This window comes from Brachybacterium sp. AOP29-B2-41, from assembly GCF_052378395.1.
In the GTDB taxonomy this organism is placed as follows: domain Bacteria; phylum Actinomycetota; class Actinomycetes; order Actinomycetales; family Dermabacteraceae; genus Brachybacterium.
Map to the genome: position 1 here is coordinate 269,405 of NZ_JBQSXR010000001.1, position 15,595 is coordinate 284,999.

The window sequence follows — 15,595 nt, forward strand, 5'->3', positions numbered from 1 at the left end:
CCATTGCAGGCACCGGAGACACCGCAGGCATGACGACGGGGCCACGGCGCGCACGCCGTGGCCCCGTCGCGAGCAGGATCACTCACTGGACATCCCGAGCAGGTCGGGGATGAACATCGAGATCTGCGGGACGAACATGATCGTGGTCCGTCGTGAGTTGCGTCTCACCGAGCATTCGACTGGCATGCTGGTGCCCATGGCGACGCCGCCCACCCCCACCGCTTCCGACACCGCACAGCACACCCCGACCACCTGGCTGCTGCCAGCCGTCGGGGTCTCAGCCTCCGCCTTCCTCCTCTTCGGTCTCCAGCTCGCCGGCTGGGGGCACGGCCTGCTCGTGCTCAGCCTGCTCAGCGCGTTCCTGATCTCTCGAGAGCTCGGGAAGGATCTCTCCCTGATCGGCCTCGGGATCGCGATCGTCTCGACCACCTCGGTGAAGGCGAACGTGGACTGGGATCGGTTCGTCACGATCGGGACCGTGCTGATCCTCGCCGTGACCATGCCGCTGCTGATGGATCGACTGGTGCTGCGACGCCGCGCGATCCGCTTCCCCTGGCTCTCCGGTGAGCGGTGGAATCGGTGGCAGTGGGGGTACATCATCGCCGTGCCCGTGCTGGGCTGGCTGATCCTGCCGTACTACTTCATCACCTCGGGCGCCTATGAGAACTGGCCTGCCATCACCGACGGCGGCGCACTGGCGCGCTTCTTCGTGGGCGTGAACTTCGTGGGCACCTGGGACGAGCTGTTCTTCATCTGCACCTGCTTCGCGCTGCTGCGCCGCCACTTCGGGCTCTGGACGGCGAACCTCCTGCAGGCGGTCATCTTCGTGTCCTTCCTGTGGGAGCTCGGCTATCAGGCCTGGGGACCGCTGCTCACCATCCCCTTCGCCCTGCTGCAGGGCTGGCTGTTCTCCCGCACCGGCTCACTGCTGTACGTGCTGATCGTGCACCTGCTCTTCGACGTGCTCGTCTTCCTCGCGATCGTCCACGCGCACAACCCCGGGGTGATCCCGATCTTCCTGGTCTGAGCCGGTCAAGGGCCGTGCGGGCCGGCCCGAGGCAGCCGTCATCCGGCGACGACAGGGAGCGGGTGCTCAGTCCTGGACCTCGACCAGATGCACCCGGACCGTTCGCGGGTCCTGATCGTCGATCAGCACCATGCGCTCGTAGGGCACCCCGCTCAGCGAGACGTCCTCGAGGAGCCAGGTGTCGGGGACATCGCCGATGTCGAAAGTCGCCTTGGCCTCGGTCGTCGTGACGTGGGCTCGGGCCGGCAGACCCTCGTCTCCGTAGCTCTGCCCCAGCCAGGGGTCGATCACCTCCGCCGGAGCGGTGAGAGCGACCTCGCATGCCCATTGTTCGAAGTCGCCCGCGGGCTGTCGCTCGATGAGCTGAGCGTCCACACCGTCCGGAGCCGGGGCGAACTCGGCCAGCTCGAGGGCCTCCGCAGCTGTCGCCGGGCCGACAGGTCCGTCATCCTCTTCTGCCGGCGGCTGAGTCCACCGTTCGATCGTGCACGAGGTGAGCAGGGCGGTGAGGCCGAGCGGCAGGACGGCAAGAACGGACCGTCGCTCCCATCGACTCGGACGCTTCCTCATGACCGCTGACCTCCGAGAGGTGCGTAGGTCGCGCTGACGCCGACGGTCACCCGTGCCGGATCCCCATCGTCGACCATGATGTACCTCTCTCTCGGGCTGCCCGCCTCCTTGGTGATTCCGAGCCGCCAGTCGGTAGGCAGGTCACCGATTCCGAGGACATCCTTCGCCGCGTCGAAGGTCACCCAGGCGCGGGGGATCTTCGCACCGTCCCCGAAAGACGCCTGGACCCACGTCCAGACCTCCGCACGAGGGAGCACGAAATCGAAGATCGCGACGGCCAGCCCGCTGGCTCGGGTACGCCGACGCACCACTGGCGGCTGTTGCAGGACGGGACGAGCAAGACCCACGCTGTCGATCAGCTCCTGCCAGCTCTCCCCGCTGAACACGTCGCGCACATCTTCCCCATCATCACGGTCGACCATCACCCCTCCTGCTCTGCCGTCGGTGTCCGGACCCGATGTCACGGTCCGGTCGAGGTGACGGAATCGGACTCGCCGACGATGTTATATTCCCGCGCCATCCCCGCCTTATGGAGGCTCCCCATCTGCTCGTCCGGGATGCTGACCACGTCCGGCATCCCGGGAACCCAATCCGGCACGTCGACTGTGACGCCCTTCCCTACATCCCAGTTGTACCGATCTCGCACATTGACGTTCGTGCTCATCTCATACGTCCATTCTCCCCCGGGGGCCTCCGGCGGATATGCGGTCACAGTGCCGTTGAGGTTGTAGTCGAAGGACCCCGTGGCGTAGAAGTACTTCTCGCTCACGCTCTTGTCCGCCTTGCCCCCGGTCCAATCGGTGTTGACGGGGAACGTGACCGGGCCGGTGGCTCCAGATGCTTGAGCCTGGTCGATGGCCTCCTGCCCGATCGCCTGCTGAGACTCGGACACGGCCGTCCCGAAGCTGGGAACGCTGGACATCATGTCGTCGACGTCGATGTCCTTGTCCTCGCCGGTGTTGTCGATGTAGTGCTGGAGGTTGTCCGATGCCGCACCGTTTCCGACCACGCGCCCTCCGAAGATGAGCTTCTCGATGAGGTCCATCGTCTCGCGGTCCTCATCCGTCGGCTCCTGCGTGTCCCATTCTCCGGAGCCCTCGTCCTTCGGAGACCACGCCGGCGGCTCAGGAGCATCTGCCGTCGTGCCGGGCACGCCTCGCCCCAGTCCGTGACCTTCGAAGGGTGCTGGCCCATTGACGGTGCCGTCAGGATTGAGAGGTGGCGATTCGTCGTCGCCGTCGCGACCGAAAAGATTCGTCGCTGCCGATCCCGGCACCAAGGGTCCGCTCCCGCCCCTCCGGACTCGATCGCCGCCAGGGCCCCATGCCTGTCGCTCCCCGCCCTCGGAGGCCGCATCCTGCTCCTCGGCATGGTCGAGGAGCTCCTGGGCTGAGGCACTCAGCCGGTCGATCGTGGGGTTCCACAGCTGCGTCACCGACATGGTGAATGAGTCTCGGAACTCGTCCGCATCGGCCCCCACCCATGCCGCCGTCTGCACAGCCGACATGATTTCCATGAGCAGTGCCGAGCACCGGCCCTCTGCCGCCTCCATGGCGTCAGCGTGGTTCCTCAGCCCCTCAGTGTCCGCTCCGCAGAACATGGCCCTCACTATCCCCTGTGGTCAGCGCCTCCCGGCAGCGCCGGTCGGTTCCTGAGAGTAGTGGAAGGGCGCAGGCTCGACGATGGGGAGAAGTCCCCGGCCCGACCGGGAAGGCAGCAGGCCCCGACCCTCCAGAGAGGATCGGGGCCTGCTGACGCTCAGGCGAGCGGCGTGATCAGAGGATCACATCATGCCGCCCATTCCGCCCATGCCGCCCATGTCGTCGCCGCCACCGCCGGCCGGGGCCTTGGGCTCCGGCTTGTCGGCCACGACGGCCTCGGTGGTGAGGAACAGGCCCGCGATCGACGCCGCGTTCTGCAGCGCGGAGCGGGTGACCTTGACCGGGTCGATGATGCCGGCGGCGAGGAGGTCCTCGTAGACGCCGGTAGCAGCGTTCAGGCCCTGGCCGACGGGGAGGTTCTTGACCTTCTCCGCGACGACGCCGCCCTCGAGACCGGCGTTGACCGCGATCTGCTTGAGCGGTGCCTCGATGGCGACCATGACGATGTTCGCACCGGTGGCCTCGTCACCCTCGAGGGTGAGCCTGCCGAAGGTGTCCGCACCGGCCTGCAGCAGCGCGACGCCACCACCGGCGACAACGCCCTCATCCACGGCGGCCTTGGCGTTGCGCACGGCATCTTCGATGCGGTGCTTGCGCTCCTTGAGCTCCACCTCGGTGGCGGCGCCGGCCTTGATGACGGCCACTCCGCCGGCCAGCTTCGCGAGGCGCTCCTGGAGCTTCTCACGGTCGTAGTCCGAGTCCGAGTTCTCGATCTCGGTGCGGATCTGGGACACGCGACCGGCGATGCGCTCGGCGTCGCCGGAGCCCTCGACGATGGTGGTCTCGTCCTTGGTCACGACGACCTTGCGAGCCTGGCCGAGCAGCTCGAGACCAGCGGTCTCCAGCTTCAGGCCGACCTCCTCGGAGATGACCTGGCCACCGGTGAGGATGGCCATGTCCTCGAGCATCGCCTTACGACGATCGCCGAAGCCCGGTGCCTTGACGGCGACGGACTTGAAGGAGCCACGCAGCTTGTTGACCACGAGCACCGCGAGCGCCTCGCCGTCGACATCCTCGGCGAGGATCGCGAGCGGCTTGCCGGACTGGATGACCTTCTCCAGCAGCGGCAGCAGATCCTTGACGGAGGAGATCTTCGAGGAGATCAGCAGGATGTAGGGGTCCTCGAGGACCGTCTCCTGGCGATCGGCGTCGGTGACGAAGTAGGGCGAGATGTAGCCCTTGTCGAACCGCATGCCCTCGGTGAGCTCCAGCTCGAGGCCCATGGTGTTGGACTCCTCGACCGTGATCACGCCTTCCTTGCCGACCTTGTCCAGCGCCTCGGCGATGAGCTCGCCGATGGCCGGGTCAGCGGCGGAGATGGCTGCGGTGGAGGCGATCTGCTCCTTGGTCTCGATCTCGTGAGCCTGCGAGAGCAGGGTCTCCGTGACGGCTGCCACGGCCTTGTCGATGCCGCGCTTGAGCGCGATCGGGTTGGCGCCGGCGGCCACGTTGCGCAGCCCCTCCTTGACGAGGGCCTGTGCGAGGACGGTGGCGGTGGTGGTGCCGTCGCCGGCGATGTCGTCCGTCTTCTTGGCGACCTCCTTCACCAGCTCCGCGCCGATCTTCTCGTAGGGATCGTCGAGCTCGATCTCCTTGGCGATCGACACGCCGTCGTTGGTGATGGTGGGCGCGCCCCAGGACTTCTCGAGCACGACGTTGCGGCCCTTGGGGCCGAGGGTGACCTTGACGGCGTTCGCGAGCTGGTTCATTCCCCGCTCGAGGCCGCGCCGGGCCTCCTCGTCGTATGCGATGAGCTTGGCCATTGTGGAATCTCTCCCGTGTGGTGTGGTGTCCACCCGACCCTGTGCCCGCGACGGACGAGAGCCGACGCCGTGTTCATGTCCCACAGCGGCGACCCCCTCACGGGGCCGGAATGTTCGTGGTCGGCGAAGCGGTGGACCGCCTGCCGATCGTGCCCCCGGTGCGCGCGAGCTCGAGCGCACGAGGCGCTGTCACTCTCGATCACCGAGTGCCAGATCATCATAAGCACTCGAAGGCGGAGAGTGCTAACTCTCTGCTCATGGCGGACACATCGGTCGAGTCGCTGTCGGGTCGCAGTCGCTTCGCCCTGTGTCAGAGCCCCGCGCTGCGGAGCCCTCCGGAACGGCCCGGGAATCAGGAGAGCGACAGGCGCCGACCTCCTGGGTCGCCGCCTGCCGCTCGAGCCTCCTGCTGTCGAGAGCGAGCTCTGTCAGCCTTCGCCCTCGGCGTCACCGCCGGCATCGCCGGGCTCAGCCACGGCGACCAGGGTGATGCGGGCGTCGTACTCGTCGCTCTGACGGGCTTCGCCGGCGCCGGCGCGCTCGGCGAGAGCCTGAGCGGTGTCCGCGTCGCCCTCGTCGCGGTAGAAGACCACCGGCTCCTGCTGGGCGTTGTCCGAGGTGGTGACGCTGACGTCCTCCCAGCCTTCACCTTCGAGGGTGTCGCGCCAGGTGCCGGCCAGGCCGTTGATGCCGCCGGCGTTGACCACCAGCACCGGAGTGGTGAGGTCGGGCTCGGGGGCGGGCTCGGCTTCCTCCTCGGCAGCGGTCTCCTCGGCACTCTGCTCGGCGGCTTCGCTCTCGGCCGCGGCGGAGGTGGGGTCCTCTGCGCGGTCATCGCCGTTGTTGCCCATGCCTCCGATGAAGAAGAGCAGCACGACGAGCAGCACCGCGGCGGCGCCGATGATGATGATGTACAGCAGGTTCTCCCGCCAGAACGGGAGCTCGGCGCGGTGGGCGCCGTGGAAGGACACGGCGTCCGCCTCATCGTCGAAACGGTCCGGCGGGTACGGATACTGGGAATCAGCCACGGCCCCATTAAACCTGCTCCACCCGCGCCGGGTGCGGAGCACACGCCCTGCGGGTGACTCCGCTCAGGCCACTCGGTGGGTGTCGGCGGCGCCCGTGGCGCCATCCTCGGACGTGCGCCGGCCCCGCAGTCGGTGGACGACGGAGGGCGCGGCCCGCAGTGCGGCGGGCTCGTCCAGAAGTGCATTCAGACGCACGTAGTACGCGACCTTCGACAGGCCGATCTGCTCACGGATCGCCCGTTCCTTCGCGCCGACGTAGCGGAAGGTGCGACCTTCGAGGGCGAGGATCCGGCGGTCCCGCTCGCTGAGCCCGCCCTGCGGGCCGGGCAGTGACGCATCGGACATCGTGGCGGGAGTGTCGTCGCCCTGCTCCGGTTCTTCACCCGCGGAGAGCTGCTGCTCCGATTCTGTGGCCTCCACAGCCTCCACAGCCTCCAGAGCCTCCAGAGCCTCCGCAGCCTCGACGGTTCCCGCGGCGGCGAGCGCTGCGCGGGAAGCTCGATGAGCGATATCGGAGGACATAGCCCCAGGGTAAGGGCCGGGACGCGCCGGTCCTGTCCGGCGCGCCGCTGACCCGGCCCGGGTGGGGAACGGCTCACGCGCGCCGCTCAGCGGGGCGCCGGTGACTGGTCCGGTGGAAGACTGGAGCCGTGTCGACATCGCTCGCCGAGAACATCGCCGCCGACTGGGCTGAGGCGCTCGCGCCCGTCGAACCCCGCCTTCGGGAGCTGGAGGGGTTCCTGCGTTCCGAGGAGGACGCCGGTCGCGGCTATCTGCCCGCTCCTGATCGGGTGCTGCGCGCCTTCACGCGCCCGCTGGCCGAGGTGCGGGTGCTGATCGTCGGCCAGGATCCGTATCCGACCCCTGGCCATCCGATCGGGCTCTCCTTCGCGGTGGAGCGGGAGGTGCGCCCGCTGCCGAGGTCGCTGACGAACATCTACACGGAGCTCGAGAGCGATCTGGGGATCCCGCGCGCACCCCATGGCGATCTCTCCGCCTGGCAGGACCAGGGTGTGCTGCTGCTGAACCGGGTGCTCACCGTCGCCCCCGGGGCCGCCGCCTCACACCGTCGCCGCGGCTGGGAGGAGATCACCGGGCAGGCGCTGCGCCAGCTGGTGGCGCGCGGCGGTCCGCTGGTGGCGATCCTGTGGGGACGCGATGCCCAGTCCCTGATCCCCCTGCTGGGCGAGGTGCCGTACATCGCCAGCCCGCACCCCAGTCCGCTGTCGGCCTCGCGAGGGTTCTTCGGCTCCCGGCCGTTCTCGGGTGCGAACGCGTTGCTCGCGAAGCAGGGTGCGGCGCCGATCGACTGGCGCGTCGGGGACTGACGCGGGGACTGACGCCGGGGATTGACGCCGCCGGCGCAGCCCGGGCTCAGCCCTCGGTCCAGACCCAGCTGTCGAGGATCTGCCGGATCTCGGGAGACAGCTCCGTCGCGCCGTGGGTCTCGACCACGATCTGCACCACGTCATCGGCCACGTCGGCGCAGTACATCTCCCCCACCGCGTCCTGTCCGTCATGGGTGCCCGTGGTGCGATGCGCCGCGAGCTCCTTGCCGTCGAGGGTGATCGGGTCCAGCTCCTCGGGGTCCCCGGGCTCGTCCCAGCCGAAGCCCGTCCAGGTGGCCTGCGTGCGGCAGGTCATCACCGCGTGCAGGTCGGAGTCGAACATGTACACCGTGATGCTGTTGGTCGCGAAGCTGTAGAGGTCATCGGGGGCGATGTCCTCGTCGGCGATCTCCGCCAAGCCCACGGCATCCGCCGGGTCTGCGCTCTTGTTCAGGTCGAACCAGGTCGCCGGGTAGGAGAAGCTGAAGAACTCGTGCTCGAAGGTCACCAGCTCGGGTCCGCTCGCGGTCTCCGTCGGCCCCGGCTGCGGCCCCCGGTCCCGGCTCACGAGGTAGACCACCCCGCCGGTCACCGCCAGGAAGACGATCGCGAGGAGGGTGAGGACGCAGGCCAGCGCGCACCAGAAACCGGTGCGCGAGCGCTGCTGCGGCGAGGGCTGCTGCCCCGGATATGGATGCCCCATTGGTCTCCCCCGACGTGCTGACATGATCCGCGAACGGCACTGTCCGCAGCTGCCCCGCCATAGTACGGCGGACGCTACTGTGGTGGCACGTCGCACGCCCTGCTCCTTACCCCGCCGTGGAGGACCCGATGCCCCTGCACACCACTCAGTTCACGCCGCAGGGACCAGGGGTCGACTACGACCCCCACTGGTACCGCAGGGCCGTCTTCTACGAGGTGGTGGTGCGCGCCTTCGCCGACGGCAACGGCGACGGCACGGGCGACTTCTCCGGCCTCATCGAACGCCTGGACTACCTGCAGTGGCTGGGCATCGACTGCCTCTGGCTGCCGCCGTTCATGGCCTCGCCGCTGCGCGACGGCGGCTACGACATCTCCGACTACGAGGCGGTGCTGCCGGAGTTCGGTTCGATCACCGATTTCGAGCGCCTGGTCAGCGAAGCCCATCAGCGCGGGATCCGGGTGGTCATCGACCTGCCGATGAACCACACCTCGGACAAGCACCCGTGGTTCCTGGAATCGCGTTCGGACCCGGAGGGGCCCTACGGCGACTTCTACGTGTGGTCGGACACCGACGAGAAGTACTCCGAGGCCCGCATCATCTTCGTGGACACCGAAGAGTCCAACTGGGCCTTCGACCCCGTGCGTCGGCAGTTCTTCTGGCACCGCTTCTTCTCGCACCAGCCCGATCTGAACTTCGAGAACCCGAAGGTCCGCGAGGCGATGTTCGACGTCGTGAAGTTCTGGATGGACAAGGGCATCGACGGCTTCCGCGCCGACGCGATCCCCTATCTCTACGAGGAGGAGGGCACCGACGGGGAGAACCTCCCCGCCACCCACGACTTCCTCGCCGAGCTGCGCAGCTACGTCGACGACCACTGGCCCGGACGCGTGATCATCGCCGAGGCGAACCAGTGGCCCCGCGACGTCGTGGACTACTTCGGAACCGAGGAGAAGCCCGAATGCCATATGTGCTTCCACTTCCCGGTGATGCCCCGCCTGTTCTACGCGCTGCGTGAAGGCAGCGCCCGCCAGATCATCGACATCCTCGAGGACACCCCGGAGATCCCCCGGGGCGCCCAGTGGGGGACCTTCCTGCGCAACCACGACGAGCTGACCCTCGAGATGGTCACCGGGGAGGAGCGCACCGCGATGCTGGGCTGGTACGCCCCGGACTCCCGGATGCGGGCGAACGTGGGCATCCGTCGGCGTCTGGCGCCGCTGCTGGACAATTCCCGCAGCGAGCTCGAGCTGATCCACGCCCTGCTGCTGTCCCTGCCCGGCTCCCCGTTCCTCTACTACGGGGACGAGATCGCGATGGGTGACAACATCTGGCTCACCGATCGTGATGCCGTGCGCACGCCGATGCAGTGGACCCCCGATCGCAATGCCGGGTTCAGCGAGATCACCGATCCCGGCAAGCTGTACCTGCCGGTGATCCAGTCGCTCGTCTACCACTACGCCACCACCAATGTGGAGGCGCAGATGGCGCATTCGAGCTCATTGCTGCACTTCGTGCGCTGGATGCTCGCGGTGCGCAAGGAGCACGAGGCCTTCGGCATGGGGGCCTACCGCAACGTCCCCGCCGATTCGGACCGCGTGCTCGCCTTCACCCGCACCTACGACGGGGCCGAGCACGGCGAGGACGCGGAGTTCCACGCCGAGACCCTGCTGTGCGTGTTCAACCTCTCCGCACGTCCCGTGACCGTCTCCCTGGAGCTCGGAGGGCTGGCTCGGCGCACGGTGCGCGACCTGTTCGGCGGGCACGAGTTCCCGCCGGTGGGCGAGGACGGCTCGATGACCATCACCCTGGGCGGGCACGGCTACTACTGGCTGAAGGTGCGCCCGCTGCACCCCGACGGGGAGCCGATGACGGTCACCACCGCGCTGCCGGTGATCACCGTGGAGGATGCCCAACCGCCGGCGAGCTGACGCCTGCTTCCAGGGCGGGCGGGGCCCGTCAGTCCGAGCGGGCGGGGTCCGTTAGCCGGAGCGGGCGGAGCCTCGTCAGCCTGTGAAGGCTGCGGCGAGGGTCGCGCCGGCGAGGACGATGCCGCCGACCATCGCGAGGATCCCGATGACCTCCATCGGGATCCAGAACACCGAATGGGGACCGTGGCGGCCGATCGCGCGACGGCCATCGGCGATGACGGACTCGATCATCTGCGCCGCCTCCTCGGGGCTGCTGGGCAGCGTGTTGCCCACGACCAGCACTCCGCGGTCCGCTGCGTCCTCGAGCCGGGGCCGTTCGGCCGCCTCCCACTGCTCCGCCCGCTTCCGGGGCAGGAGCACGTTGAGGTACCACCCGTGCACTGCCGTGATCGCCCCGCCGATCAGGATCCCCAGTCCCGCCAACGGTCCTGCCGCTGTCGAGGACTGCAGGATCGAAGCGCCGAGCAGCCCTCCCAGAAGTGCCGCACACGCTCCGATGTACACGATGGCCAGGCCGCCCCATCCGCGCCAGATGATCATGTGGTCCCCTCTCGATCCGGCACCTGCGGCGCCGGCGCCCTTGAACTGCCCCGGCATCCGCCGCGGCACAGTGGTCGAGGGTATCGGGGTCCCCGGATCGGCGATATGGGGAGAACTCCCCTGCGCACGACTGCAGGCGATCTCCTCCTGCCTCGCCTCCCGCGAGATGCCGACGGACCGTGCGCATGGCCAGTGAAAAATCTCCGTTGCACACCTGCCCCGTGCCTCGAGCACGCCCGATGTGCCATTCTCGGGGATCGGCACGAGGCACGGGCACGAGGTCCGAGCTCGAGATGCGGGCGGCGGGACACTGTCTCGGCGCAACGGCCGACACAGCGTGACGAAGGGAGAATGCGGTGGCAGAGCCCCGTTCAGCGGCACAGGAGGCAGGCGATCCGAGCACCAGCCCGGAGCGTCTGCTCGAACTCACCGAGAAGCATCCTCAGCTGCAGCGGATGATCCTCCTGAACCCGTCGTGCCCCGAGGTCGCGCGCCAGTGGATCCTGGCCACGAATCCATGGGCGAAGCGCGCCTACGAGGAGAGCCGTGAGCAGGATGTCTCCGAGCCAGAAGCCTCTGAGAGGGACACTGCCGACGACGACACCCAGGTCGCAGGTCTCGCTCCCGTCCCGGTTCCCGACACCTCCTTCGATCTGCAGCCAGAATCGGTCGCGGAGCCGGCAGCCGAGGACCCCGACGACGTCTCTGTCTGGGGCGACTTCGGAGACGACGCCTTCTGGAACGGCGCAGACGACTCTGACGAACCCGCGCCCGGTGCCCCGACCTCCTCCGTGAGGATCGCGCAGGATGCGGGCGTGGTCCCCCTCGGTCCGGCGCCCTCCCCGGCATCGCCGGATGCTCCGCCCGCAGCAGCCGCGGCACCCGCCGCCACCCCGGCCCCGGCCCCCGCACCAGCACCAGCACCAGCACCAGCACCAGCACCAGCACCAGCACCAGCTGAGTATCCGGACTACGCCTTCCCCGCCGTCCCCGGTGCCTATGACGCCACAGCGATGCACGGCGCGCAGTCCTCCGCCGCACCGCAGTTCCCGCAGGGGCAGAGTCCGCAGACGCCCTACGGTGCCGCGGCATACGGTGCCGCGGCACCCGCTGCGGCAGCTGCCGCGACGCCCCCTGCACAGCACCCCGGCGCGACGGACGACGAGGGCTCCGGGCCCTCCCGCCGCATCTGGTGGGCCTGCGGCGGTTGCCTGCTGCTCTCCCTCCTGCTGGTGGTCGTCATCGCCTTCGCCGGACGCGCCTGGCTGTCCGCAGACGACGACGGGTATGAGCGAGACAGCTCGACCACGGCACAGGAGGCCCCGGCGGAGCAGCCCACCGAAGAACCCACCGAGGAGACCCCCAGCCAGGACCCGGTCTCCCCTGCCCCCGACGGCGCACAGGAGATGACCGAGCTGCGCTCCCCGACCGGGAACATCATCTGCCTGCTGGAGGGCGACTCGGTGTCCTGCAGCGTGCTCGAGCGGGACTTCGGCGAGTCCGGTCTCGAGGACTGCGAGAACGGTCCGTTCTCGATCCAGGTCTCCGACGGCGCAGCCGCCACGGCCTGCGGATCGTCCTTCCTCAGCGACACCGCGACTGCGCTCGAGTACGACCAGAGCGCGACCTCCGGGAATGTCGCCTGCACCAGCCGCTTCGACGGCATGACCTGCTGGAATATCATGACCGGCAAGGGGTTCATGGTGAACCGGGTGACCTACGAGACGTTCTGACCCCCGGCGCGGACGCTATCGGGATCGCAGAACAGCCCCTCACCGGAGCGCATCGGAGACGATGCCCCCGCAAGTGAGGGGCTGTTTTTCGAGCTGGAGACGGGAATCGAACCCGCAACCACCTGTTTACAAGACAGGTGCGCTACCGTTGCGCCACTCCAGCGGGCGGACCGGCCGACGGATCAGCCGGTCCGAAGCAGTCTAGAGGGAATTGCAGAGCTGCTCGTCCCCCACCGCAGGTCGCTCAGAGGGTCAGCCCTCGCCGCCGTCGGACGCGGGCGCCTCGCCACCGCCGTCGGACGCCGCAGGAGCGCCGCCGGCCAGAACCGCCTCACGCAGCGCACCGGGCTGGGTGAAGCCCTTGAACTCCGTGCCGTCGATCTCGACGTACGGGGTCCCGCCGCCGGTCTCCTCGCCGTACGGGTTCGAGACCCGCTTCACCCACGGCTCGTACGTGCCGGCCTTGATATCGCTGATCGCCTGCTCGGAGGCCCCTGCCTCCAGGGCGAACGCCTCGATCTGCTCGTCGGTCAGCCCTTCCGCGCCGGGCTGGTTGGCGAACATCAGGGTCTGGAAGGCCATCGCATTGGCCGGATCATCCGCGTAGACCGCGACCAGGGCGTTCGCCGCGCGCGAGGAGTAGTCGCCGGAAGAGGACTGCATGTCCATGAAGTTGCGAGGCACGATGTGCACGATCGCTTCCTCATCCGCGACCATGGTCGAGATGTCCTCGGCGTTGATGTTCTCGAACTCCCCGCAGTGCGGGCACAGGAAGTCCAGGTGAATCTCCACCACAGGTTTCCCGGAGTCCTCCGGGGCGCCGAGGGTGAGGTACGGCTGGTCCGCGCTCATGCCCTCGGGCACCGCGACCGGGCCCTCCGGCTGCATCGAACGGAATATGAGGTAGCCCGCTCCGGCGACGATCACCAGCGCGACCACGGTGATCGCGGCGATCACCACGGTGCGCACGGTGCGCTGGCGCTTGAGCTCCGACTGCCGCTGCTTGCGCAGGACCTCCCGCTGCGCTTCGCGGCGCTCCTGCGCTGACTTTGATGAACCGGTCGCGGCCATGGAATCTCCTCGCCCCCGATGCGGGGCTGCGGTGGGTGATAGATCGATGAGAGTTTAACGGCCTGCAACTGGACGGTGCCGGGAAGGATGGGGCACCTCACGTGCCAGCCCCTGACCGAGCGCGAGCTCAGCGCCGCCAGATGGCGATGTCCTCGAGCCGAGGTCCGCTGGGGAAGGGGAAGTAGTCGACCGCTCCCCCGCGGGCCAGGAGGGTGAAGATCACCGCGCCCAGCAGGAGCAGGAGCAGCACCGCCACCACTGCGCTCCAGAGCAGGTCCGGCGCGGCGGCGTCGACCATCCGGTGCGCACCGTTGCGGGTGGTGCGACTGCCCAGACCCACCCAGGTGATCAGCAGGGTGATCGCTGCCGCGGTCGCGAAGGCGACTCCGTCCGGCGGTGGAGCGCCCTGGAGCAGCGTCCAGGACACGTCGAGAGCGATGCCCACCAGCACCCCGAGGACCAGCGGGAACACTGCCTGCACCGCGATCTCGAGCAGCCCCAGCAGGAAACGGAAGGGACTGGCGAGGCCCGTCCTCCACTGCGGCCCCGCACCGGTGGCTCCGCGCATCCGCTGAGCGGTCACGGACAGATGCGACCGCTCCCAGGTGCGGGCCAGCGCCCCCAGCAGCAGCAGCACGGCCAGCGACACATAGGGCGCGATCGCAGCGAGGGACACGATCAGCAGGTGCCCGATCCACACCAGCAGCGGACGGCGCGGCGGCGGCGCTGGCCACGCACCGTACGGCGCCGACGGCTCGGCTGCGGAGGGCGGGTACTGCGCAGGGTGCTGAGGCCGCGCCTCGATCGTCTGCTGGGCCTGACGCTGCGGAGCCGGATGCTGCAGATTCGGATGCTGCGGAGCCTGCTGCTGGGAGTAGGCGTACGGCTGGCCCGGGTGCTCGTGCGCCGGAACCTGCTGGCGCGGCAGCTGTTGAGGGGGCGGTTGCTGGAAGGACTGCGGTTGAGGGGAAGGCTGCGGGGAGTAGTGCTGCGGCGCATGCGACGGCGGCGCGCTGTGCTGCGGCGAGGAGACGACCGGCAGCGCCATGGTGGGGTTCCCGATGACGGGCAGCGCCTCGGTGACCGAATCCGCGGCAGTCGTGATCCGCGGCAGCGCCTCGGTGGGATGCTCCGCTGGGGTGGCGATCATCGGGATCGCCTCGGTGGGCTGGTCCTGGGCGCCTGCGGTCGCCTCCGCGGCAGCGGCCGGTGCCCCGGGCGACGCCCCCTCCGGGGTCCCACCTGTCGGGTCTGCGTCCTCAGCACCGGGCGGGGCCGCTCCGATCACCGGCAGCACCGCGGTCCGAGACCCCGCATCCAGCATCTCCGTGTCCCCGGGGTCCGCATACCGCGTGAGGTCCAGCTCGGCGAGCCGCGCGATCATGTCCTCGGGAGCCGGGCGTTCCGCAGGGACGGAGCGCAGCGCCGCGCGCAGCCAGTCCGCGAGCTCCGTGGGCAGCCCGTCGACGTCGATCTCCCCGCGCTCGGCGCGCAGGAACACCAGGTCGGCACGGCCGCTGCCGAAAGGATCACGGCCGGTGGCCGCGAAGGAGAGCAGCGCGGCCCAGGCCCACCAGTCCCCCGCCTCTCCCGTGTGATCGCTGCGGATCACCTCGGGATCGAGATAGGCGGCGGTGCCCATGACCAGGCCGGTGGAGGTCAGTCGGGATTCCTCGGCCGCGATCGCGATGCCGAAATCGATGATCACCGGATCCAGCCGATCCCCGTCGGGATCGAACCCGGTCAGGTCGCCCTCGGTGGCGCCACGCAGCATCACGTTGCTGGGTTTGAGGTCGCGGTGGATCACCCCGGCACGGTGGATGTCGCGCAGTGTCTCCCCCATCACGAGTCCGATCTCCCGCACCGACTCGGGGTGCAGGCCACCGTGGGAGCGCACCGCGTCCTCGAGCGTCGGCCCGGGGATGAACTCGGTGACCACGAAGGCGTCCGAGGAGTCGAGCTCCGCGTCGAGGATGCGCACGATGTTGTCGTTGCGCACCAACTTCTGCGCCGTGACCTCACGCGCCAGGCGCTCGCGCGCCTGCGGGTCGTCCGAGATCTCGTGACGCAGCAGCTTGATGGCCACGTCATTGCCGTCGGCATCGTGCGCACGGTAGACGATCCCCATACCGCCGGCACCGATCCGGCCGAGGATCTCGTAGCCGGAGTCCTCGGCGAGCGCGAGCAGCCGCGGGTCGCGGGCGTCGCGGCGGGAGATGCGGGACTCTGCCATGGTCTCCATG

At 68.9% G+C, this 15,595-nt stretch carries 14 protein-coding genes and 1 tRNA gene; 4 read left to right on the forward strand and 11 right to left on the reverse strand.

Annotated features, from left to right (window positions below):
• The first annotated feature begins 196 nt into the window (after positions 1 to 196).
• A complete protein-coding gene (locus ACT3T9_RS01270; protein ID WP_444605873.1) occupies positions 197 to 1,027 on the forward strand; it encodes a CPBP family intramembrane glutamic endopeptidase in 831 nt (276 codons plus the stop codon).
• Positions 1,028 to 1,093: 66 nt separating this feature from the next.
• On the opposite strand, the gene ACT3T9_RS01275 is transcribed toward ACT3T9_RS01270, so the two are convergent.
• The 6 genes from ACT3T9_RS01275 to ACT3T9_RS01300 form a co-directional block, all read right to left on the reverse strand.
• On the reverse strand, positions 1,094 to 1,597 hold the full coding sequence (locus ACT3T9_RS01275; protein ID WP_299300385.1) for a hypothetical protein: 504 nt from the start codon (positions 1,595 to 1,597) through the stop codon (positions 1,094 to 1,096).
• Positions 1,594 to 2,019: a hypothetical protein gene (locus ACT3T9_RS01280; RefSeq protein ID WP_299300387.1), complete on the reverse strand. Its 426-nt coding sequence runs from the start codon at positions 2,017 to 2,019 to the stop codon at positions 1,594 to 1,596. Before ACT3T9_RS01280 ends, ACT3T9_RS01275 begins: the two co-directional genes overlap by 4 nt.
• A 38-nt stretch (positions 2,020 to 2,057) precedes the next feature.
• Positions 2,058 to 3,104, reverse strand: a complete 1,047-nt coding sequence (locus ACT3T9_RS01285; protein ID WP_444605792.1) for a hypothetical protein — start codon at positions 3,102 to 3,104, stop codon at positions 2,058 to 2,060.
• Positions 3,105 to 3,380: 276 nt separating this feature from the next.
• Positions 3,381 to 5,021, reverse strand: coding sequence for a chaperonin GroEL (gene groL / locus ACT3T9_RS01290; RefSeq protein WP_444605793.1), 1,641 nt, complete (start codon positions 5,019 to 5,021; stop codon positions 3,381 to 3,383).
• Positions 5,022 to 5,449: 428 nt separating this feature from the next.
• On the reverse strand, positions 5,450 to 6,049 hold the full coding sequence (locus tag ACT3T9_RS01295) for a LytR C-terminal domain-containing protein (RefSeq protein WP_441443474.1): 600 nt from the start codon (positions 6,047 to 6,049) through the stop codon (positions 5,450 to 5,452).
• Positions 6,050 to 6,112: 63 nt separating this feature from the next.
• Positions 6,113 to 6,571 (reverse strand): DUF3263 domain-containing protein, encoded by a 459-nt coding sequence (locus ACT3T9_RS01300; protein WP_441443475.1) that lies wholly within the window; start codon positions 6,569 to 6,571, stop codon positions 6,113 to 6,115.
• 128 nt (positions 6,572 to 6,699) lie between these two features.
• Between ACT3T9_RS01300 and ACT3T9_RS01305 the strand changes: the two genes are divergently transcribed.
• Positions 6,700 to 7,377, forward strand: a complete 678-nt coding sequence (locus tag ACT3T9_RS01305) for a uracil-DNA glycosylase (RefSeq protein WP_441443476.1) — start codon at positions 6,700 to 6,702, stop codon at positions 7,375 to 7,377.
• A gap of 46 nt (positions 7,378 to 7,423) precedes the next feature.
• Here ACT3T9_RS01305 and ACT3T9_RS01310 read toward each other — a convergent pair whose 3' ends face one another.
• Positions 7,424 to 8,080, reverse strand: coding sequence for a hypothetical protein (locus ACT3T9_RS01310; RefSeq protein WP_444605794.1), 657 nt, complete (start codon positions 8,078 to 8,080; stop codon positions 7,424 to 7,426).
• A gap of 128 nt (positions 8,081 to 8,208) precedes the next feature.
• On the opposite strand from ACT3T9_RS01310, the gene treS reads away from it, so the two are divergent.
• Entirely contained in the window at positions 8,209 to 10,008 is a 1,800-nt protein-coding gene (gene treS / locus ACT3T9_RS01315; protein WP_441443478.1) for a maltose alpha-D-glucosyltransferase, read from the forward strand.
• 75 nt (positions 10,009 to 10,083) lie between these two features.
• Here the strand turns inward: treS and ACT3T9_RS01320 are convergent, their stop codons facing one another.
• Positions 10,084 to 10,548, reverse strand: coding sequence for a hypothetical protein (locus ACT3T9_RS01320; RefSeq protein ID WP_441443479.1), 465 nt, complete (start codon positions 10,546 to 10,548; stop codon positions 10,084 to 10,086).
• 356 nt (positions 10,549 to 10,904) lie between these two features.
• On the opposite strand from ACT3T9_RS01320, the gene ACT3T9_RS01325 reads away from it, so the two are divergent.
• Positions 10,905 to 12,281, forward strand: a complete 1,377-nt coding sequence (locus tag ACT3T9_RS01325) for a variant leucine-rich repeat-containing protein (protein WP_444501772.1) — start codon at positions 10,905 to 10,907, stop codon at positions 12,279 to 12,281.
• 91 nt (positions 12,282 to 12,372) lie between these two features.
• Here the strand turns inward: ACT3T9_RS01325 and ACT3T9_RS01330 are convergent.
• The 3 genes from ACT3T9_RS01330 to ACT3T9_RS01340 form a co-directional block, all read right to left on the reverse strand.
• Positions 12,373 to 12,444: transfer RNA gene (locus ACT3T9_RS01330), tRNA-Thr, on the reverse strand.
• An 89-nt stretch (positions 12,445 to 12,533) separates the two neighbouring features.
• Positions 12,534 to 13,352 carry a thioredoxin domain-containing protein gene (locus ACT3T9_RS01335; RefSeq protein ID WP_444501782.1) on the reverse strand — a complete coding sequence of 273 codons (819 nt, stop codon included), beginning with the start codon at positions 13,350 to 13,352 and terminating at the stop codon, positions 12,534 to 12,536.
• 127 nt (positions 13,353 to 13,479) lie between these two features.
• The gene (locus ACT3T9_RS01340) at positions 13,480 to 15,585 is read right to left on the reverse strand and encodes a protein kinase domain-containing protein (RefSeq protein ID WP_444501783.1); all 2,106 of its coding nucleotides are present in this window, start codon (positions 15,583 to 15,585) and stop codon (positions 13,480 to 13,482) included.
• Between the last annotated feature and the right edge of the window lie 10 nt (positions 15,586 to 15,595).